We start from the raw sequence: 20,419 nt of genomic DNA, 5'->3' as shown, positions 1-20,419 counted from the left end.
GGTGCCCCCTCTTTCAACCGCGGCGGGGAGGGAGCGTGCCCCTTCCCACCGTCTCTCCTTGCAAATGCAAGCATCGTGCCGTCTCTCAGACCTGCCGGTTCAACGCCCGATCAGCCTGCCTCCTCGCGGCACCTGCCTCCGTTTTGATCACACTGCCGATGCTATACGCCAGTGGCCGGAATGCCGGAGCGTTCGATTCTGCGCGGTGCCACCAGTTCTTTCCACTGCGACAGGGCGCGGTTCACCGGATTTTTCGCTTCGCGCGCGACGAACTTGCCATGGCCGGGCTCGGCCTTGACCTCGTTCTCCACGATCGAAACCTTGCCGCGGCTGAGGACAAAGCGCGGCAGGCCCGTCACCTCGAAGCCTTCGAAGACATTGTAGTCGATGACCGACTGCTGGCCCTGCGCCGAAATGGTCTTCTTGCGCTGGGGGTCCCAGACGATGAGGTCGGCATCGGCACCCACCAGCACGGCACCCTTTTTGGGATACATGTTGAGGATCTTGGCGATGTTGGTCGAGGTTACCGCCACGAACTCGTTCATGGTGAGGCGCCCGGTGTTCACCCCGGCGGTCCAGAGCACGGACAGGCGATCCTCGAGGCCACCCGTACCATTGGGGATCTTGCTGAAATTGCCCCTTCCGGTGCGCTTCTGCTCGGTGGTGAAGGCACAATGGTCGGTGGCCACCGCCGAAAGCGATCCGGACTGCAGACCCGCCCAAAGCGAATCTTGGTGCTGCTTGTTGCGGAAGGGGGGCGACATCACGCGGCGCGCGGCGTGGTCCCAGTCCTGGTTGAAATATTCGCTTTCGTCCAGCGTCAGGTGCTGGATCAGCGGCTCGCCATAGACCCGCATGCCCTTGGCGCGGGCCCGGCGGATGGCTTCGTGCGATTGCTCGGCCGAGACATGCACCACATAAAGGGGAACGCCGGCCATGTCGGCAATCATGATGGCGCGGTTGGTGGCCTCCCCTTCGACCTCCGGCGGTCGCGAATAGGCATGACCCTCCGGACCATTATTGCCTTCGGCCAGGAGCTTTTGCGTCATGGCGGCGACGATGTCGCCATTCTCGGCATGGACCAGCGGCAGCGCGCCGAGATCGGCGCAGCGCTGGAACGAGGAGAACATCTCGTCGTCATTGACCATCAGCGAGCCCTTATAGGCCATGAAGTGCTTGAACGAGGTGATGCCGCGATCGACCACCTCGGCCATTTCGCGCCAGACCTGTTCGTCCCACCAGGTGATGGCCATGTGGAAGCTATAATCGGCCGACGCCTTGCCCGTCTTGTTGTCCCACATCTGGAGGGCTTCGAGGAGTGACTGGCCGGGATTGGGCAGGCAGAAATCGACCACCATGGTGGTGCCGCCGGCGAGACCGGCGCGGGTGCCGCTTTCGAAATCGTCGGCCGAATAGGTGCCCATGAAGGGCATTTCAAGGTGGGTATGGGGATCGATGCCACCGGGCATGACGTAGCAACCGGTGGCGTCGAGGACCTCGTCACCGGAAAGGTTCTGCCCGATCTCGACGATGGTGTCGCCATCGATCAGGACATCGGCCCTGTAGGTGAGATCGGCCGTGACGACGGTGCCGTTCTTGATGACTTTGGTCATGGTGTTTTCCCTTTGTCGCGGGGTGCTTCCTTCCCTCGCCCCTCCGGGGAGAGGGTGGCCGGAGCGAAGCGGAGGTCGGGTGAGGGGTTGCCTTGAAGCGTCGAATGGATCGCGTGCCAGCACCCCTCGCGATTGCTCAGCACATCGCTGTTCCAGAAGCGGAGGACAGAGTAGCCTCTGGCGTTAAGATGCTTGGTCCGGACCGCATCAGATCTACTCTCTGCGTGCTGACCACCGTCCACTTCGATGACGAGCATCACTTCTCGGCAGGCGAAGTCTACGAAAAATGGCTCGATGGGATACTGCCGGACGAACTTTTTCCCGCCGATCTGGCGATTGCGCAGCATCTGCCAAAGCACGTGCTCTGCGTCGGTCTCGTTGCGACGAAGTGCTCGTGCACGAGCGACAGCGGTCTCGGACGCCTTCGAGCCCCTCACCCGCCGCTGCGCGGCGACCTCTCCCCGGAGGGGCGAGGTAAGAACGGCGTCGGTGTTCTCCGTCACTCCACAATCTCCGCCGTCTCAACCACCGCGTGGAACAAGACGTCCGCCCCTGCACTGGCCCATTCTCGCGAAATCTCTTCCGCCTCATTGTGGCTCAGCCCACCCACACAGGGGCACATGATCATCGTACTTGGCGCGACCTTGGCGGCCCAGCAGGCGTCGTGGCCGGCGCCGGATATAATGTTCATGTGCGAGTAGCCGAGCTTTTCGGCAGCGGCGCGAACGCGCCCCACGAGGGTTGGGTCGAATGTCACCGGGTCGAAATGCCCGACGGCATCGACGGCGCAGCCGACGCCGAGGTCGGCGCAGATATCGGCCGCCCGCTTCTCGATGGTGGCGCGCATGCCATCGAGCTTGGCCTGATCTGGCGAGCGAATGTCGACGGTGAAGATGACGGTGCCCGGGAGTACGTTGCGGGAATTGGGGGCGAACTTGACCTGGCCGACGCCGCCCACGGCGCCGGGCTGGGCCTCCATTGCCACCGCCTGCACCATTTCCATGATGCGGGCCATGGCAAGGCCGGCATTGACGCGCATGGTCATGGGCGTCGAACCGGTATGGGCCTCCCTGCCGGAAAGGGTGAATTCGAGCCACCACAGGCCCTGGCAGTGGGTGACCACGCCGATCTGCCTGTCTTCGGCCTCGAGGATCGGGCCCTGCTCGATATGGTACTCGAAATAGGCGTGCATCTTGCGCGCGCCAACCTCTTCTTCACCCACCCAGCCGATGCGCTCGAGCTCGTCACCAAAGCGCTTTCCTTCAAGATCGGTGCGCGCATAGGCGTGTTCGAGCGGGATCACGCCGGCAAAGACGCCCGAGGCCAGCATGGCGGGCGCAAAACGGGCGCCCTCCTCGTTGGTCCAGTTGGTGACGACAATGGGGTGGCGGGTCTTGATGCCTAGGTCGTTCAGGGAGCGGACGACTTCCAGGCCCGCGAGCACACCCAGCACGCCGTCATACTTGCCGCCGGTGGGCTGCGTGTCGAGATGGGAGCCGATATAGACCGGCAGCGCGTCGGGATCGGTGCCTTGCCGGGTCATGAACATGGTGCCCATGCGGTCGACGCCCATGGAAAGCCCGGCCTCTTCGCACCAGCGCTGGAAGAGTTCGCGCCCTTCCTTATCGGCATCGGTCAGCGTCTGGCGGTTGTTGCCCCCGGCAATGCCGGGGCCAATCTGTGCCATCTCCATCAAGCTGTCCCAGAGCCGATCACCATTGACGCGAAGGTTTTCTCCTGGGGCAGGCATGTGGGCTATCGTCCTATTTGTTGGTCGGGAACGAGAATTCCGCGCCACCCTTGATGCCGGCGGGCCAGCGGGTGGTGACGGTCTTGAGGCGGGTATAGAAGTGCACGCCTTCGGGCCCGTAGATGGCGTGATCGCCAAACAGCGATCGCTTCCAGCCACCGAAGGAGTGGTAGGCCACCGGCACGGGGATCGGCACGTTGATGCCCACCATGCCCACTTCGATCTTGTCGGCAAATTCGCGGGCGGCGTCGCCGTCGCGGGTGAAGATGGCGGTGCCGTTGCCGTATTCGTGGTCGTTGATGAGCTTGACGGCCGAGGCGTAGTCATCGGCGCGCACCACCGAAAGGACGGGACCGAAGATCTCTTCCTTGTAGATGGTCATGTCGGGCGTGACGTTGTCGAACAAGGTTCCGCCGACATAGTAGCCGTTTTCATAGCCCTGGAGGGTGAAGCCGCGGCCATCGACCACGAGCTCGGCGCCCTGCTCCACGCCAGAATCGATATAGCCCACGATCTTGTCGCGGTGCATCTTGGTGACGACCGGACCCATTTCGGCATCCTTGTCGGTGGCGGGGCCGATCTTGAGCGATTCCACCCGTGGCTTGAGCTTGGCGACCAGCCTGTCGCCGGTCTCCCTGCCGACCGGTACGGCCACCGAGATGGCCATGCAGCGCTCGCCGGCAGAACCGTAACCGGCGCCCATTAACGCATCGGCCACTTGATCGAGATCGGCATCGGGAAGCACCACCATGTGGTTCTTGGCGCCGCCCAGGGCCTGCACGCGCTTGCCTGCGGCCGTGCCACGGCCATAGACATATTCGGCGATCGGGGTCGAACCGACAAAGCTCACCGCCTTGATGTCGGGATGGTCGAGAATGCCGTCGACCATTTCCTTGTCGCCATGGACGATGTTGAGCACGCCCTCGGGCAGGCCGGCCTCCATGAAGAGGTTCCAGGCCAGCATGGAGGCAGACGGATCACGCTCGGACGGCTTGAGGATGAAGCTGTTGCCGCAGGCGATGGCGGCCGGATACATCCACATCGGCACCATGGCCGGGAAGTTGAACGGCGTGATGCCGGCGACGACACCCAGCGGCTGGCGGTCGGAATAGGTATCGATCGAGGGACCGACATTGCGCGAGAACTCGCCCTTGAGCAGTTGCGGAATGCCGCAGGCAAAGTCGACGCAGTCGATGCCACGGGCGACTTCGCCCAGCGCATCGTCATGCACCTTGCCGTGTTCCTTGGAGATCTCGCGCGCCAGGTCATCGGCATACTGATCGAGCAGCGCCTTGAAGCGGAACATGATGCGGGCGCGCTTCATTGGCGGCGTATTGCCCCAGGCAACCTGCGCCTTCTTGGCGGATGCGACCGCATCGTTGAGTTCGCTCAGCGTCGACAGCGGCAGTTCCGCCGACTGCTCACCCGTTGCCGGGTTGAACACGGGAACGCGCCTTCCGCTGGAGACGTAGCGCTTGCCGGCAACGGCGTTTTCGATGACCTGCATCAAGACCTCCTTACGGGAACAATCATTCTATCTGCAAAGATATAGAATTTTTGTTCCATTCTAATCAAGCGTCTTGAGGATGTCGCCCAGCGTGCCGACGATCTGGTCGATATGGGTCTTTTCCACGATCAGTGGTGGGGACAGCGCGATGATGTCGCCGGTGGTGCGGATCAGGAGGCCGGATTCGAACGCCTTGAGGAAGGCGGAGAAGGCCCGCTTAGCGGGCTGGCCCGCCACGGGCTCGAGCTCGATGGCGCCCACGAGGCCGATATTGCGGATGTCGATGACGTGGGGCAGGCCCTTCAGGGAGTGGAGCGCCTCCTCGAAATAGGGCGCCAGTTCAGCGCCGCGCGTCAGCAGGCCCTCGTCCTTGTAGGTTTCGAGCGTTGCCAGGCCCGCGGCCGAGGCGATCGGATTGCCCGAATAGGTATAGCCGTGGAAGAACTCGATGACGTGCTCGGGCCCACCCATGAAGGCATCGTGGATTTCGGCGGAGACCAAAACCGCGCCCATGGGAATGACGCCATTGGTCAGCCCCTTGGCGGTGACCATGATGTCGGGCGTCACGCCGAAGTAATCGGCGCCGAACGGCGTGCCCAGGCGACCAAATCCGGTGATGACTTCGTCGAAGATCAGGAGGATGCCGTGCTTCTTGGTGATGTCGCGCAGGCGCTGCAGATAGCCCGCCGGCGGGATCAGCACGCCGGTTGAACCGGCCACCGGCTCGACGATCACGGCCGCAATGGTCGAGGCGTCATGGAGCGTAACGATGCGCTCCAGCTCGTCGGCCAGGTCGACGCCATGCTGGGGCAGGCCCTTGCTGAAGGCGTTCTGCTTGAGATTGTGGGTATGCGGCATGTGGTCGACGCCGCTCAGCAGCGTACCGAACATCTTGCGGTTGGTGACGATGCCGCCCACCGAGATGCCGCCGAAGTTGACGCCATGATAGGCGCGCTCGCGGCCGATCAACCGGGTACGGCTGCCCTCGCCCTTCACCCGGTGATAGGCGAGGGCGACCTTGAGCGCGGTCTCGACCGATTCCGAACCCGAATTGGTGAACAGCACATGATCGAGGCCCTTGGGCGCGATGTCGACGATGCGGTTGGCGAGTTCGAAGGCCTTCGGGTGACCCATTTGGAAGGCGGGTGCATAGTCGAGCTCCGCCGCCTGGCTGGCGATGGCTTCGACGATCTTGGGGCGGGCATGGCCCGCATTGACGCACCAAAGACCAGCCGTTCCATCCAGCACCTGGCGCCCGTCAGACGTCGTATAGTGCATGTCCTTGGCGGCCACGAACATGCGCGGCGACTTCTTGAACTGCCGGTTGGCCGTAAAGGGCATCCAGAAGGCGCTCAGGTCGTTCGGCACCACGGCATTGGAATTGGACACGAAACCTGCGCTCCCCTTGTTTCTGTGCCGGCCACTGTTTTGGCTCTTGACGGCAGGCCGTCCAGGTCCCCAAAATTTTGACCAGTTGGAAAAATGTTAGCACTCCCAAACTTTCCCGCAAGGCGAAAATGCCGTTCCCAAAACTCAATGCCGCCGAAGCCACCGAAGCCTCTGGCGCGAGGCAAAAGGACGAGAACCGTCCTCTGACGCGGATCCAGCGCGAGAAGCAGGACATCATCCTGGAAGCGGCGCTGGAGGTGTTCTCGCTCCACGGCTTTCGCGGCGCCACGATCGACCAGATCGCCGCCCAGGCGGGCATGAGCAAGCCCAACCTCCTTTATTACTTCCCGCGCAAGGAAGACATCCACCGCCGCCTGATGAGCGAGCTGCTGGTCACCTGGCTGGCCCCCTTGCGAGAAATGGACGAGAACGGCGACCCCTTCCCCGAGATCCGCTCCTATATTCGGCGCAAGCTCGAAATGGCGCGGGACTTCCCGCGCGAGTCGCGCCTTTTTGCCAATGAGATGCTGCAGGGCGCGCCGCGCATTCGCGAGATGATCGAGGTGGATCTCAAGGCATTGGTGGATGAAAAGGCCAAGGTGCTGCTGACCTGGATGGACCAGGGCAAGCTCGCCCGCACCGACCCCTATCACCTGATCTTTTCGATCTGGGCGACCACCCAGCACTATGCCGATTTCGACGTGCAGGTGCGGGCCGTGCTGGGACCGGGCCGTGGCGGCGAGGGGCGGTTCGAGGATGCCGCGCGGTACCTTGAACAGCTTTTTCTCTTTGGTTTAACGCCGCGTCCGAAATCCTGATCAGGAGCGGCTGAGATGGGTTTGCTTGAAGTCGCCGAGCTTGAGGCCGTAGCCCAGCATGCGGTCGAAGCCGATATGGGCGATCCAGATGGTAGCCAGACCGAAGAGCCATGTGCCACCACCCGCGAGGCCGATCAGCACCAGCACGGCCGGCACGGCATAGGTGTGGCCAAGGTTGTAGACCAGTGCGCCCGTGCTCTTGCCGCCCAGATAGCCAAGCATGAACAGGTCAGGCGCCATAAACAGCAGGGCGAAGACGATCCAGGACTGGCCGAGCCAGCCATAGGCGGCAACCGCGCCCGCCAGGGCCACCAGGCCCTCAAGCCGCTGCAGCAGTACGACGTCGGCGAGAGAGTTTTGAGAATGAGGTGCGGCCAGCGCTTTCATGATCTGCTCCTTTTAAGAATTGCCAGGAGCCTAGCGAACGCTAGGCATCACCCCAAGCCACCAAAGTCGGAGGCGGGGTATTCAAATCTGGATGGCTTGAGGAACACCCTGACGCGAAGGCGAAACCTGCCACATTCGCGCCATCTTGACCGCTGCTGTCCCATAAAGGGATCCCAATTTCCGCCGGAACCCTTCACGATCACGGATTTGTGGGTGAAATAAATGGAACCCGTTCCAGGCATTCTTTGACGCAATATCATTCTAACAAGGCCGGCGATGACGGCTTCTATCGGTTGTTGCTGCCCGGTCCTTTAGGCCAACATTCCAGTAGTGCGGTTGATCTTTGGGTTTGGCTTCCGCAAGCAACAGGAGAAAACCTGAGGCAATCGTGCAACAGAGCCCCTGTTGATCCCAGTCTTGCCCGACGCGGGCACATTGTGGCCGGTCATGCCCCTTAATCATCCTCTCACCTTAACTGAAGTGAGTTGGAAGTTTGATCAAGAAAGCCGTTTCCGTCGTCGCAGTTGCTGCAGCCCTTCTTTCCTTTTCCACTGCAGCCTATGCTCAATGCGGCGGCGCTTCCTGGTATGGCCCTGGCTTTAATGGCAAGCGGGCCGCATCGGGAGAAATCTTCAACGAGAACGCCATGACGGCGGCGCATCGTTCACTACCCTTTGGCACCAAGGTCACCGTTGTGGATCAAAACACCGGTAAAGAGGTGCAGGTGACCATCAATGATCGGGGCCCCTTCCACGGCAAGCGCATCATTGACCTCAGCAAAGCCGCAGCTACAGCGCTGGGCTTTCGCAACCGCGGGACGACCTCCGTCTGCCTGGCGCAGAGCTGAGCCCCCTCTTCTCCCCCGCTGAAAAGGCCACCTCAGGGTGGCCTTTTCTTTGTTCTGGCTAATCCTGCTTGAGATAGTTGCTGCCGTCGATCACCAGCAGCTCGTCGGAGCCCTTATCCGGGGCGAAGATGCTCATCACCTCCTCGGACCCGTCGTCTCCCGCCAGTATAAGCTTGTACCCCTCGACGCGATAACGCCCCGCAGTTGATGGTCTCTGGTTGCTGGTCGTGACACCGTTGGTGCCGCCGCCGGTATCCATGCTGCTGCTGGCTCCAACGAAACCGTCGCGCTGGTAGGTGCCATCGGGGCGCAACCGCAGAAACCGCTCCACCGCTATACTGCCCGAGCCGCTGGCCGACATGCCGGAGGAGGCAAAGAAGTAACGCCATTCGCCATCGAACTTGGTATCGGCGGGAAAGGGCGGCACTTTGGCATGAACGTCCTCGCCGATGGTGAGGCTATCCTTGCCGATCTCGAGCGGCATGGTTTCGACTTCAAAGCGGCCGAACGCGTCGGCCACTCGCCGCAGCTCGATCTGCCGCTGTCCGCCCCAGAAGCCACCGCCGCTCACGCGATAGGTGCCGCAATCCTCCGGATGTTCCGCACAGAAGTCGCTCATGTCGCCGGCAGGTATGGTGTCGCTGAAGAGGCCCGAGGGGTCGAATACGACCACTTCGCTGTCGGCGGTAAAGTCCATGCCGCCAAAGACGTTGGGCATGAGACCGGTGCGCAGAAACGTATAGGCGCCTTCAAGCCCGCCATCGCCCTCGCGCGACGCAACCGCAAAGGGCGCGTCCTCCTCCTTGAGACGCATAGTGCGCACCATCTTGGCAAACTCGGCGTCCACCTCGTCCTCACGCTCGTCGTGGAGGTTCATGGTCAGGAGCTGGAGAAAGGCCTGCTTGCCGCTGTCGCCAACCGCCACAGTCGTGAGGCTCGCCTGGATGTCCTGCACGCGGCCACAGCAACGATATTGCACCACCATGTCATAGCCGTTGCTGGTCACCCCTTCGCCTTCGGTGGTCGTATCCTCCTCCGCCAGTTCGGGAATGGCGCCAACCATGGTGGCAACGCCCTGGAGCAAAGTGCCCTCGACGGCACGTGGTGCCACGAGCTGGATCAGGGCGGCACCACGTTCTTCATCGTCGGTCTCGGGGAATTCCTGCTGCAAGAGCAGCGAACCGGCCTCGCCGCGCTCCACCTTCCAGCCGCGCGGCACGTCGATGACGACACCGTTGAGTTCCTGCTCCTTGGCGCCTGCGGCACCCGAAAGCGCCACAAGCACAACTGCTGCTGCGAAAAGCTGCCGACGCATGGCACACCTCCTCTGCCTTGGCCCAAAGGCTATGCAGCGGTTGCAACGAAAGTGTGACCGGTTCCGATCTCAGCAGACGGCGCCCTCGAAGGCCTGCGCCTTTGAAGCTGGTGCAGAGCGGCTCTCCGCTACTGTGGTGCCGGCATCAGCTTGTTCCGCCCGCTCCAGGCCTGCAACACGCTGCGAGATCTCCTCGCGCACAACGCCCATGTCCTGCAGCAGGCGATCGTCCAGCGCAGAGAGCCGCTGGACGGCCATATCGCGCCGCCACCACGCTAGAACGGCTGGGATCAATGTCTTAAACATGGCTGCTCCTTTCGCGAAGCAAAACTCCGCTCTCGCCGCCGAAGCGGCTTCATTTCATTTCTGGTGGTTGATCTGTCTTGCGCCGCACCTTCTTCGCCGCGGCACGCTGATAGTTGCAGCCTTTTGAGCGAGTTCTCTATAGTCGTGATTGCAATGATCTTTGCAGAAATGAAAAATGGACTTCAGTTGGGATGACCTGCGGCTGTTTCTCGATGTGGCAAGGCTTGGGGGGCTCAGTGCCGCAACTGGCAAGAGTGGGTTGAGTGCTGCCACACTCGGCCGCCGCATCAACGCGCTCGAAAAGCAGGTGGGCGAGCCGCTGTTTCATCGCAGCCAGACCGGCTACCGCCTCACTCAATCGGGCGAGGACCTGCTGGCCCGCGCCGAGGACGTCGAGGCGGCCATGCTATCGTTGCGCCGCTGGAAGGAGGGCGCCATTGGCACGCGGGTGGTGCGCCTGTCGGCCGGCTCCTGGACCTCGGCCTTCGTTGCCGGCCATATCGGCGAGATCTGGACGGTGGAGGACCGGTTCGGCCTCGAACTGGTTACCGCCAACCAGCGTGTAGACATCGGACGGCGCAATGCCGATCTCGGCATCCGCAACCAAAGGCCTACCGAGCAGTGGCTTGCTGGACGGCTGATCGGCAAGGTGGCTTATGGCCTCTATTCAGGTGTGAACCTCGTCAACGGGGTCAAGGCGGGATATTTCGTAGGCGTTGCCGGCGAAGGCGGGCACACTCATTCCGCGCGCTGGCTCGAGGCGCGCCATGCCGATCGCATCGCGGTGCGCGGCCATGACGCCATGAGCGTGCGCGAACTGGTCGTCAACGGCGCCGGCATGTCGGTCTTTCCCTGCTTTGTCGGCGATAGCGATCCGCGCCTCGTGCGGGTCGCGCCGGTGATCAGGGAACTCGAAACCGATCAGTGGCTGGTGAGCCACCACGAGGAGCGGCACGATCCGGCGGTGCGGCTAGTGGGCGACCGTATCGTCAGCCTTATGGCGCAGTGGTCCGCGCTGTTTCGCGGCGAGCAGCCCCATCACTAGGGCAGCGGCCCAAATGCAACGTTGCAAGAATTGTTCGAAAACGTTTGCACCTGCCCTTTGCCCGCTGGGTAATCTCGCATAGTTTCGCCGCACAAAGTTCGCGAGACGCAGCATGAGATTCGGCATCGAGATGCCCCCCCACTTCCGGGTGTTTGGGGCCTTCTTCATCTATTCCTTCTGCATGGGGAGCCTCTTTCCGCGCCTGCCCGCCATCCAGGAGGCCATGGGCGTCGGCGAAGGAGCCCTCGGCCTGGCGCTTATAGGTTCGGCCTGCGGTACGCTCGTCTCGCTCACCTTTTCAGGCCGCATCATCGAAGCCATCGGCTATCGCCGCACGCTGCTTTGCGCCATTCCACTCCTGTCGGTCTTTTATGCCATCGCCGCCTGGGCGCAGTCGCCGCTGGCCTTTTTCCTCCTGCTGGCACCGGTTGGGCTGATGATCGGCGCCATCGAGATCATCATTAATATCGAGGCCGACCGGGTCGAGCATGCTATCGGCAAGCGCATCATGAACCGGGCCCATGGCTTTTGGAGCCTTGGCTTCTTCGCCGCGGGCCTCCTGGGTTCCGCCATCGCCCAGACCGGCCTCGATCCGCATTGGCACTTGATGCTGATGATCCCAGTCATCCTTGTGGCAACACTCTTTGTTCTGGGGCGCTTCCAGCCGGCCGAGCACCGCATCCCGGCGACAGCCGACGAGGCGCCGCGCTTTGCCCGCCCCACCCTGCCCATCCTGTCGCTGGTGAGCGTTTGCCTTGCCGCCATGGTGCTCGAAGGCGCTGGCATCGATTGGTCGGCCATCTATATGCGCGACATCTTTGCCGCCGAACCGTTCTGGTCCGGCATTGCCGTGGCGACGGTGGCCGGTTCCATGGCCGTGACGCGTTTCTTTGCCGATGGCTTTGTGGATCGCCATAGCCCGGTGACCGTCGCCCGCGCGCTCCTTGCCATCCTTGCCTGCGGGTCGCTCCTCACCTTCTTTGCGCCCACTGCCGCCTTCGCCTATCTCGGCTTCGTGCTGATCGGCATCGGCTCGAGCGCGCTCTTCCCCCTGGCCATGTCGGCCGCCGCGCAGCTGACCGACCGCCCCGCCGCGCTCAATGTCGCGGCACTGGCGCAGATCTCTTTCACTGCCTTCCTGCTCGGGCCACCGCTTCTTGGCTTTGTGGCCGAGCATTTCGGCATCCGCTGGACCTTTGGCTTGGGCTTCCCCCTGGTGCTGCTCGGTTTTGCTACTGCCCACGTTCTGGCGCCCCGCCGCGCCACCCGATTGGTCACGCCATGAAAATTGCGCCGCAACACCGGCTCTATGCCTGTTTCTTCCTCTTCGCGCTGACCACCGGCGCACTGATGGCACGTTTGCCCGATATCCAGACCCATCTGGGTGTCAGCGAAAGCCAGCTTGGCCTCACCATGATCGGCATGTCGATCGGCTCGCTGATCTCGCTGACCTTTGGCGCCTCGGTGATCGAAAAGATCGGCGTACGCACCACCGCCTTCGTCACGGTGCTTGGACCGGCCCTCCTCTTCGCCACAATCCCCTGGCTTGGCGTAGCGCCTGCCGTATTCTGCGTCCTGTTCGTGACCGGTTTGCTATCCGGCGCGCTCGAGATCAACCTCAATGTCGAGATCGATCGGCTGGAAATGCACACGGGCGGCCGGTTCATGAACCGGGCCCACGGCTTTTGGAGCGTGGGCTTCTTCGTGACGGCTCTGGCCGGCGCCGGCATCCGGCAATCGGGGCTTTCGGTCGAGGCCCACCTAGCACTGATTGCCGCGATCGTCGTTGCCGTCGGCGGCTATATGATCTCCGGGATCAGGCCGGCACCGGCGCCCCAGCGCACGGCGAGCGAGACCACCCATCGGATTGCCTTTCCCCATCTTGGCCTCTTGCCCCTCTGCCTCATCGGCTTTGCGGCCTTCCTCGTCGAAGGTGCCGGCATCGACTGGTCGGCCATCTATATGCGCGACGTCTTTGCCGTTGAGCCCTTTGTCGGCGGCATGGGCCTGACGCTCTTTGCCTTCTTCATGGCCGCGATGCGCCTCGGCGCCGATCCGGTCGTGGCACGCTTCGGCCCGCGTAATGTGGCAATGGTGCTGCTGAGCCTTGCCAGCATCGGCGTCCTGCTGGTCGGCTATGCGCCCGCGCCCGCCGTAGCGCTGGCGGGCTTTGCCCTCATGGGCATCGGATGCTCGGCGGTTTATCCGCTTGCGGTGTCGGCCGCGGCCCAGCGCACTGACCGTCCGGCTGCCGTCAATGTTGCGGCGCTTGGCCAGGTGAGCTTTGTGGTCTTCTTCATGGCGCCACCGCTCCTCGGCTTCGTCGCGGAATATCTGGGCATCCGCAATTCCTACCTCATCTGCCTGCCCCTGTTGCTGGCTGGCCTTTGGGCGTCGAGCTTCGCCTTGGGCCGCCGCAAGATTGAGGAGCCTGCGCTGACTCCGGAAGCGGTTTCGCTCAAGGGCTGAGCCATGTCCGATCTCGGCCCCATTGTCGATCTTCGGCAGTCGCCGACCGCGCTCCGCGTGCAGCGGGGCGTGATGCGGCTCTTGCGCGAGACCTATGACATGGCCTGCTTTGCCGAAGTGACGCTCCAGAGCGGCCGCCGCGCCGATGTGCTCGGCGTCGGGCCCAAGGGCGAGATCTGGATCGTCGAGATCAAGTCGAGCCTGATCGACTTCCAAGTCGACCGTAAGTGGCACGAATATCGCGACTTTTCCGACCGCTTCTTTTTCGCCAAGCCGCCCGAGCTGGACGCCGGCATCTTCCCCGAAAGCGAGGGGCTGATCGTTGCCGACGGCCATGACGGCGCCATCCTGCGCGACAGCCCCCTCACCCCACTGGTGGGCGCGCGGCGCAAGGCGCTGATGCTCAAGCTGGCGCGCCTGGGGGCCGACCGCATCCATGTTCTGATGGATCCCGGCCCAAGGTGACCAACGACACCTGGCTGCGCTGGCGCGTCATCGCGCTGTTCTTCGTTCATGCCCTGGCACTCGGCGCCATCCATACCCGCGTGCCCGATATCCAGCTCGCCCTCGGCCTCAGCGAGGCGCAGCTCGGGCTTGTGCTGATCGGACAGCCGCTCGGCGGCCTGGGCATGTTTCTCTTTTCCAGCCGCATCATCGAACGCTTCGGCACAAGGGCCGTGCTGCTCGTGCTCTTGCCGCTGGTCTGCATCACTGCGGCGCTGATCACCGTCGTCCCCAGCGCCCTTGCCATGTTTGCCCTGATGGCGCTCAACGGCGTGGGCTTCTCGCTCACCAATATCGCCATCAATGTGGAAGCCGACCGCATCGAGGCGGCCACCGGCATGCGAGTGATGAATACCTGCCACGGCGCCTGGAGCGTGGGTTTTCTCGCCACCTCGCTCCTGGGCGTGGCCCTGCGCGGCCTTCATGTGTCGCCGGCCATCCACCTCTGGGCATTGGCCCCGGTCGTCATTGCGCTGCTGTTCGCCGTGGTCCTGCCCATGCCCGTCACCCCGCCGCGTCCGCATGCCGGGGAGAACACGGGCAAGCGCCTTGCCTGGCCGACGCTGGCGACGATGGGGCTTGTGGCCTTCGGCCTCGGGGCTGGTTTGACCGAAGGGGCGGCGCGCGCCTGGTCGATCATCTTCCTGCGCGACAGTTTCGAAGTGGCTGCCTGGATCGAATCGCTAGCGCTGCCGGCGCTGCTTGTCACCATGGCGCTGGGGCGACTGGTTGCCGATCGGTGGATCGACCGCTTCGGACCGGTGCGGGTCGCCCGCGTCCTTGCGTCCATTGCCATGGGCGGGCTGATGCTGCTGGTGCTCTCGCCCAATGCGGGCTTTGCCCTTGTCGGCTTTGCCCTCGTGGGCTTTGGCATCTGCGTGCTCTACCCGCTGATGCTGTCGGCGGCGGCACGCCTAGGCGACCGGCCGGCATCGCAGAACGTCGCGGCGACGACGCTGATCTTCCAGTTCGTCAATCTGGGCGCACCGGTGCTGATCGGTGCCGTGGCGCAGGGCCTAGGGATCCGCATGGCCTTCGCCATGCTCCTGCCGCTCCTGGTTCTGACCTGGCTGATGGCCAGAAAGCTCAGCAGACCGTCGCCACCCGCTCCTTGATCACCTTGAGAACTTCATCGCCCGCACGTTTCCACCAATTATCCTGCGAAAAGATCTCGACTTCCTGCGGCCCGAAGAAACCCGCCTCCTCGATCATGCGGCGGATCGCGGGCAGGTCGATGACGCCGTCGCCCATCATGCCGCGATCGAGCAGCATGTCCCTGGTCGGCACCAGCCAATCGCAGATATGGTGGGCAAAGATGCGCTTCATGCGTCCGGCGCGGGCAATGGCCTGCGCGAGCCTTGGGTCCCACCAGACATGGTAGACGTCGATAGCGACGCCCACCGTTTCTCCCAGCTGCTCGCAGATGTCGAGCGCCTCGTCGATCGTGTTCACGCAGGCCCGATCCGCTGCATACATGGGGTGCAGCGGCTCGATGGCAATCTTGACCCTGGACGCCTTGGCGTGGGGCAGCATGGCGGCGATGCCGTCGGTCACCATCTGCCGCGCTCCGGGCAGATCCTTGGATGACCCCGGCAGTCCGCCGACCACCAGGACCAGGCAATCGGCGTTGAGCGCTGCCGCTTCATCGATGGCGCGGAGGTTGTCGTCGATGTTGCGCTGCCGCCCCTCGGCCGTTTCCGCCGGAAACATGCCCCCGCGGCACACGCCGGTGACCTGAAGCTTGTTGGCTTTGACAATGCGCGCCGCCTCGTCGAGCCCAATGGCCGCGATCTGGTCGCGCCAGGGCGAGATGGCGGTGATGCCGTGCCGCAAGCAGCCGTCCACGGCTTCAGCGAAGCCCCATTGCTGGCGGGTGGTCGCGAGATTGAGGGAGATGGCGCGTTCGGTCATCCCAGCACTCCGTTCACGTTGAGCACGGCTTCCATGCGATTGACGGCATAGTCGGGGTCACTGAGCACGCGCGCCTTGTCGGCGAGGCGGAACAGTTCGCTGAGGTGCTGCAGCGAGCGGGTCGACTGCTGGCCGCCAATCATCTGGAAATGGTCCTGCAGCCCGTTGAGATAGGCGAGGAACACGACGCCCGTCTTGTAGAAGCGGGTGGGCGCGGCAAAGATGTGCCGGCTGAGCGGAACGGTTGGTTCGAGCAGTGCGAAGAACCCGGCCTCGTCGCCCTTGCCCAGTGCCGCAAGGCCCGCGGAGGCGGCAGGCGCAATAGCGTCAAAGATGCCCAGGAGAGCGTGGGAATAGCCCTGCGCATCGCCCGCGATCAGTTCGGCATAGTTGAAGTCGTCGCCGGTATACATCTTGACCGAGGGCGGCAGCCGGCGCCGCATGGCAATTTCTTTTTCCGCCGAAAGGAGGGAAATCTTGATGCCGTCGACCTTGTCCGAATGGGCGGCGATGACGTCGAGGCAGGTATCCATGGCCGCGTCATGATCGATACTGCCCCAATAGCCCTGGAGCGCCGGATCGAACATTTCACCCAGCCAGTGCATGATCACCGGCTGCTTCACCTGGCCGAGTATATGGCCATAGACGCGGGCATAGTCGTCGGGCGACCTGGCTGCGTGGGCCAGGGCGCGCGAGGCCATCAGGATGACGCGGCCGCCTTCCCCTTCCATAAAGCCCACCTGCTCCTCATAGGCCTTGATGATCTGGTCGATGGTGACGTCGGGCCCGGGCGCGAGATGATCGGTGCCCGCGCCATAGGCGATCAGCGCATCGTCACGCGTTCTGGCCTCGGCCTGCGACCGGCGGATCAGGTCCTGCGCCTCCGCCCAGCCAAGGCCCATGCCGCGCTGCGCCGTGTCCATGGCTTCGGCCACGCCCAGGCCAAGGTCCCAGAGGCGATGCCGGAAGGCGAGCGTCGTGTCCCAGTCTATGGCCGGTGTCAGCCAGGGATCGTTGCTGGCCAGAGGGTCGGCAACCACATGCGCGGCGGCATAGGCGATGCGCGGAAAATCCGAGGCCTTGAAGCGGACCAGCGGAATGGGATCGCCGGTCAAGGTGTAGGGCGTGATCGACCGGTCAGGGTTGGGCAGGTTGATGGTGGGCATTGTCTTGCCTCCGAAGGCCTTCAAGAACTCAGCGTCATCCCCGCGAAAGCGGGGATCCCCCTAGCGGTGCAGTGAGATTCCCGCTTTCGCGGGAATGACGCGGTGGAAGGAAGCGATGCATCTCAAGATGGGCCACGGCTCAAGGCCGGGTAACGCCGTGGGTGGGTTAGAAAGTGACACACACGACGCGTGTCAGAACTCGAGCTTGGGCACATCGAGCCAGCGGCGTTCGGCCCAGCTCTTGAGTCCGAGTTCGGCCAGTTGCACGCCCTTGGCGCCGGCTTCCAGACCATAGGGCCACGGTGCGTCTTCGGCCACGTGCCGGAGGAACATTTCCCACTGCGCCTTGAAGCCGTTCTGCGCCGGCCAATTGTCGGGCACTTCTTCCCAATCGGCAAAGAAGTTCATGGTTTGCGGCTGGTCGGGGTTCCAGACCGGTTTGGGCGTGTTCACCCGATGCTGGGTCCAGCATTTGTGCAGGCCCGCCACGGCCGAGCCATGCGTACCGTCGACATGGAAGGTCACGAGGTCATCACGGCGGACGCGGGTGGTCCAGCTCGAATTGATCTGCGCCACGACGCCACCTTCCAATTCGAAGGTGGCATAGGCTGCGTCATCGGTATCGGCCTGGAAGCGGTGCCCCTTCTCGTCGACGCGCTCGGGAATATGGGTGGCGCCCAGGCACGATACGGCCTGCACCTCGCCGAAGAGGTTATCGAGCACATAGCGCCAGTGGCAGAGCATATCGAGGATGATGCCGCCACCGTCACCCTTGCGGTAATTCCAGGAGGGGCGCTGCGCCGGCTGCCAGTCGCCCTCGAACACCCAGTAGCCGAACTCGCCTCGCACCGAGAGGATCTTGCCGAAAAACCCCGAGTCCCGCAGCATCTTGAGCTTGAGCAGGCCGGGCAGGAAGAGCTTGTCCTGCACCACGCCATGCTTGAGGCCCGAGGCGCGGGCGGTCTTGGCGAGGTTGAGCGCCACCTCCAGCGAGTCCGAGGTCGGCTTCTCGCAATAGACATGCTTGCCCGCTGCCAGTGCCTTTTCCAGCAGCGAGGCCCGCATCAGCGTCGTGCCGGCATCGAAGAACACCGTGTCCTCGGGATTGCTCAGGGCGGCATCGAGGTCGCTGCTCCAGCGCTTGATGTCGTGCTTTTTGGCCAGCCGCTCGATCTTTTCGGCGTCGCGACCCACAATGATTGGGTCGACCACTAGCCGGTCGCCATTGCTCAGCACCACCCCGCCCTGATCGCGAATCGCCAGGATGGAGCGCACCAGATGCTGGTTGTAACCCATGCGCCCGGTGACCCCGTGCATGATGAGGCCAAGCCGTTGATCTGCCATTCGTTTCCCCTCCCAAGCCGCTTTGTGCGTGTAACTGATTGGTTACTTAGCTAGCGCAGCTTTGTGATGACGTCAAGCCGGGACAACGCTGGCACGGTCTGCCGGTGCAAGACTTCAACAAAAGCAGGCCCACCTGCTCCTTGCGACCTCCTTCGAAGCAGAACCACGTAGTTACTTCATGGTTGACAGCGCCGGCAGGCGCCCGCAGTCTGTCCCACAGTGGTCACGGAAATATCCGGACCGCCCACATAAGGGAGGAAGTCGATGGACAGACGAAACCTGTTTATCCTGGCCGGCGGCGCATCGGCGCTGCTGCTGGGAACATCCTTGGCCATGGCGCAGGACTGGCAGCCCGACCGGCCGATCAACCTGATCGTGCCTTGGGGCGCCGGCGGTTCGACCGACCAGATTGCTCGCGTTACCGCTCCGATCCTGGCCGAGGCGCTGGGTGTCGACGTGGTCGTGGTCAACCAGCCGGGCGCTTCCGGCGCCATCGGCACGCAGGAAGTGCTCAACGCCCCGCGCGATGGCTATACCTGGACGGCCAATGCCATCGCCAACAACGCCACATACGCAGTGACCGGCCTCCTCGAAGGCACCGACATCGACGACTGGCACATCTACCTGTCGGTGGCCAATGTGCCCGTGGTCAGCGTACCGGCCGACAGCGAGTTCCAGGACTTCGGCCAGTTGCTGGAAGCGTTCAAGACGCGCGGCAACGAGATCAGTGTCGCCACGGCCGGCATCACCTCCTCTGGCGGGACGGCGATCGGCGCCTTAAGCGGCGCAGCCGAGAACTTCCCCTTCAACATGGTTACCTATGACGGCGGCGGGCCGGCAGCCATTGCCGCCGCGTCCGGCGAAGCCATGGTGACGACCCAGCTGGCGGTGGAGCAGACCGAGCTGATCCGCGGCGGCCGGCTGCGCGCACTGGCCGTGCTGTCGGACAAGCCGCTGGTGCTCGATGGCGTCGACCCCATCCCACCGATCACCGAATGGCTGCCGGACATGGAACTGGCTCCCGACTATTTCGGCATTTTCGTGCCGGTCGGCGTGCCCGAGGAGGTGCTGGCGACGCTCGACAAGATCTGGGCCGAAAAGATCGCGACCTCGCCCGAGATCAAGACCTATGCCGAAACCTTCGGCGCGGTGTTCGCACCCTCCTTCGGTGCCGAGGCCCGGGCACTGGCCATGCCGGTGGTGATCCTCGAAGCCTGCGATGCCGTGGAGCGCGGCGAGGCGGTCACCGATCCCTCCACCATCGGCATCGACTGCGAAACGCGGACGGAAATCGGGGCGCAGTGATCCAACAGGGGGTTCTGTGTTCGAGACAGAACCCCCACCCACCCTCCCCCTGAAGGGGGAGGAGCAGATCGGGCCTGGGGCACGATCGTGCCTCACCCACCGCGCGGCCCCCCTCCTGGGGGAGGTTAGGTGGGGGTCCGGAAGCCCGGATTTCCGCAACTTGAAGGAGCCTCCATGCAAGAACACGCCGACGAAACCGCCACGCGCGCGCGGGCGGATCTGCTGACGGCCCTGCTGCTGGTGGCGCTGGGCCTCGTGCTGTTCTACCTGTCCTGGACCATGCCGCGGCTCGAGGCGCGCCGGATCCACCCCTCCACCATTCCGGGCCTCGTGCCCATCGCCTTGAGCGCAGCGCTGACGCTCTGTGGCGGGCTGCTCGCCTGGCGGTCCTGGCGCCTTCCAGCCAAGGGCGGCTGGTCGGCGCTCGGCAAGGCCGTGACCGGCAAGGCGGCACGGCGCGTCGGTGCGGTACTGGCGCTGGCGCTGCTCCATACGCTGGTGCTGGTCGGCTGGCTGCCGTTCTGGGCGGCGGCCATGCTGTTCATCTTCAGCTTCATCGTCGTCTTCGAACTTTGGCTGATCGACGGGCAGCCGGTGACGCCGCTGAGCTCGCTGGTCTGGGCTGCCATCATCGCCATCGTGGGCGGAGGCGGCATCTATTTCGTGTTCGAACGCATCTTTCTGGTTCGCCTGCCGTGAATCTTTGTTGGTCGCGCTTTCGCACCGCAAAAGTGGCGGCCACT

The 20,419-nt window shown here is 63.6% G+C and carries 20 protein-coding genes; 9 read left to right on the top strand and 11 right to left on the bottom strand.

Features of this window, described 5'->3' with window-relative positions:
• Positions 1-161: 161 nt before the first annotated feature.
• Genes hydA through VIL88_RS10385 form a run of 5 tightly spaced genes read right to left on the bottom strand, consistent with a single transcriptional unit; the run spans position 162 to position 6,259 of the window.
• Complete coding sequence (gene hydA, locus VIL88_RS10405; protein ID WP_331988468.1) at positions 162-1,613, bottom strand: dihydropyrimidinase; 1,452 nt, start codon at positions 1,611-1,613, stop codon at positions 162-164.
• Complete coding sequence (locus tag VIL88_RS10400) at positions 1,610-2,116, bottom strand: endonuclease domain-containing protein (RefSeq protein ID WP_331988466.1); 507 nt, start codon at positions 2,114-2,116, stop codon at positions 1,610-1,612. The genes hydA and VIL88_RS10400 overlap by 4 nt, the downstream gene beginning before the upstream one ends.
• Complete coding sequence (locus tag VIL88_RS10395) at positions 2,113-3,363, bottom strand: Zn-dependent hydrolase (protein WP_331988464.1); 1,251 nt, start codon at positions 3,361-3,363, stop codon at positions 2,113-2,115. The genes VIL88_RS10400 and VIL88_RS10395 overlap by 4 nt, the downstream gene beginning before the upstream one ends.
• 13 nt (positions 3,364-3,376) lie before the next feature.
• The gene (locus VIL88_RS10390) at positions 3,377-4,870 is read right to left on the bottom strand and encodes a CoA-acylating methylmalonate-semialdehyde dehydrogenase (protein ID WP_331988462.1); all 1,494 of its coding nucleotides are present in this window, start codon (positions 4,868-4,870) and stop codon (positions 3,377-3,379) included.
• A 60-nt stretch (positions 4,871-4,930) separates the two neighbouring features.
• Positions 4,931-6,259 carry an aspartate aminotransferase family protein gene (locus VIL88_RS10385; protein WP_414650126.1) on the bottom strand — a complete coding sequence of 443 codons (1,329 nt, stop codon included), beginning with the start codon at positions 6,257-6,259 and terminating at the stop codon, positions 4,931-4,933.
• A 128-nt stretch (positions 6,260-6,387) separates the two neighbouring features.
• On the opposite strand from VIL88_RS10385, the gene VIL88_RS10380 reads away from it, so the two are divergent.
• On the top strand, positions 6,388-7,077 hold the full coding sequence (locus VIL88_RS10380) for a TetR family transcriptional regulator C-terminal domain-containing protein (RefSeq protein WP_331988460.1): 690 nt from the start codon (positions 6,388-6,390) through the stop codon (positions 7,075-7,077).
• On the opposite strand, the gene VIL88_RS10375 is transcribed toward VIL88_RS10380, so the two are convergent.
• Positions 7,078-7,464, bottom strand: a complete 387-nt coding sequence (locus tag VIL88_RS10375) for a DUF4260 domain-containing protein (RefSeq protein WP_331988458.1) — start codon at positions 7,462-7,464, stop codon at positions 7,078-7,080. It lies immediately after the preceding gene.
• Between the two features lie 493 nt (positions 7,465-7,957).
• Here VIL88_RS10375 and VIL88_RS10370 point away from each other — a divergent pair, with 493 nt between their 5' ends.
• Positions 7,958-8,311, top strand: coding sequence for a septal ring lytic transglycosylase RlpA family protein (locus VIL88_RS10370; RefSeq protein ID WP_331988456.1), 354 nt, complete (start codon positions 7,958-7,960; stop codon positions 8,309-8,311).
• 58 nt (positions 8,312-8,369) lie between these two features.
• On the opposite strand, the gene VIL88_RS10365 is transcribed toward VIL88_RS10370, so the two are convergent.
• Complete coding sequence (locus tag VIL88_RS10365) at positions 8,370-9,626, bottom strand: hypothetical protein (protein ID WP_331988454.1); 1,257 nt, start codon at positions 9,624-9,626, stop codon at positions 8,370-8,372.
• A gap of 69 nt (positions 9,627-9,695) precedes the next feature.
• Positions 9,696-9,932: a DUF1127 domain-containing protein gene (locus VIL88_RS10360; RefSeq protein WP_331988452.1), complete on the bottom strand. Its 237-nt coding sequence runs from the start codon at positions 9,930-9,932 to the stop codon at positions 9,696-9,698.
• A 175-nt stretch (positions 9,933-10,107) separates the two neighbouring features.
• Here VIL88_RS10360 and VIL88_RS10355 point away from each other — a divergent pair, with 175 nt between their 5' ends.
• The 5 genes from VIL88_RS10355 to VIL88_RS10335 all read left to right on the top strand — a co-directional run bounded on the left by VIL88_RS10355 (position 10,108) and on the right by VIL88_RS10335 (position 15,065).
• A complete protein-coding gene (locus VIL88_RS10355; RefSeq protein WP_331988450.1) occupies positions 10,108-10,977 on the top strand; it encodes a LysR family transcriptional regulator in 870 nt (289 codons plus the stop codon).
• Between the two features lie 112 nt (positions 10,978-11,089).
• Entirely contained in the window at positions 11,090-12,262 is a 1,173-nt protein-coding gene (locus VIL88_RS10350; protein ID WP_331988448.1) for an MFS transporter, read from the top strand.
• On the top strand, positions 12,259-13,446 hold the full coding sequence (locus VIL88_RS10345) for an MFS transporter (RefSeq protein ID WP_331988446.1): 1,188 nt from the start codon (positions 12,259-12,261) through the stop codon (positions 13,444-13,446). Before VIL88_RS10350 ends, VIL88_RS10345 begins: the two co-directional genes overlap by 4 nt.
• A 3-nt stretch (positions 13,447-13,449) precedes the next feature.
• Positions 13,450-13,911, top strand: coding sequence for an MmcB family DNA repair protein (locus VIL88_RS10340; protein ID WP_331988444.1), 462 nt, complete (start codon positions 13,450-13,452; stop codon positions 13,909-13,911).
• Positions 13,908-15,065, top strand: coding sequence for an MFS transporter (locus VIL88_RS10335; protein ID WP_331988442.1), 1,158 nt, complete (start codon positions 13,908-13,910; stop codon positions 15,063-15,065). The genes VIL88_RS10340 and VIL88_RS10335 overlap by 4 nt, the downstream gene beginning before the upstream one ends.
• Here the strand turns inward: VIL88_RS10335 and VIL88_RS10330 are convergent.
• From VIL88_RS10330 to VIL88_RS10320, 3 genes are all read right to left on the bottom strand, one after another.
• Positions 15,037-15,861, bottom strand: a complete 825-nt coding sequence (locus VIL88_RS10330; RefSeq protein ID WP_331988440.1) for a sugar phosphate isomerase/epimerase family protein — start codon at positions 15,859-15,861, stop codon at positions 15,037-15,039. The genes VIL88_RS10335 and VIL88_RS10330 overlap by 29 nt on opposite strands.
• The gene (locus VIL88_RS10325; protein WP_331988438.1) at positions 15,858-17,027 is read right to left on the bottom strand and encodes a dihydrodipicolinate synthase family protein; all 1,170 of its coding nucleotides are present in this window, start codon (positions 17,025-17,027) and stop codon (positions 15,858-15,860) included. Before VIL88_RS10325 ends, VIL88_RS10330 begins: the two co-directional genes overlap by 4 nt.
• Positions 17,028-17,219: 192 nt before the next feature.
• Positions 17,220-18,371 (bottom strand): Gfo/Idh/MocA family oxidoreductase, encoded by a 1,152-nt coding sequence (locus tag VIL88_RS10320; RefSeq protein ID WP_331988436.1) that lies wholly within the window; start codon positions 18,369-18,371, stop codon positions 17,220-17,222.
• A gap of 264 nt (positions 18,372-18,635) precedes the next feature.
• Between VIL88_RS10320 and VIL88_RS10315 the strand changes: the two genes are divergently transcribed.
• Together VIL88_RS10315 and VIL88_RS10310 are read left to right on the top strand one after the other, a co-directional pair.
• Positions 18,636-19,676 carry a tripartite tricarboxylate transporter substrate binding protein gene (locus tag VIL88_RS10315; RefSeq protein WP_331988434.1) on the top strand — a complete coding sequence of 347 codons (1,041 nt, stop codon included), beginning with the start codon at positions 18,636-18,638 and terminating at the stop codon, positions 19,674-19,676.
• Between the two features lie 174 nt (positions 19,677-19,850).
• The gene (locus tag VIL88_RS10310; RefSeq protein ID WP_331988432.1) at positions 19,851-20,375 is read left to right on the top strand and encodes a tripartite tricarboxylate transporter TctB family protein; all 525 of its coding nucleotides are present in this window, start codon (positions 19,851-19,853) and stop codon (positions 20,373-20,375) included.
• Positions 20,376-20,419: the final 44 nt, after the last annotated feature.

Origin of the sequence: Devosia sp. (assembly GCF_036563435.1) — a bacterium.
Classification (GTDB): domain Bacteria; phylum Pseudomonadota; class Alphaproteobacteria; order Rhizobiales; family Devosiaceae; genus Devosia.
Note: the sequence above shows the minus strand (reverse complement) of the source record. Positions and strands in the feature narration are given on the sequence as shown.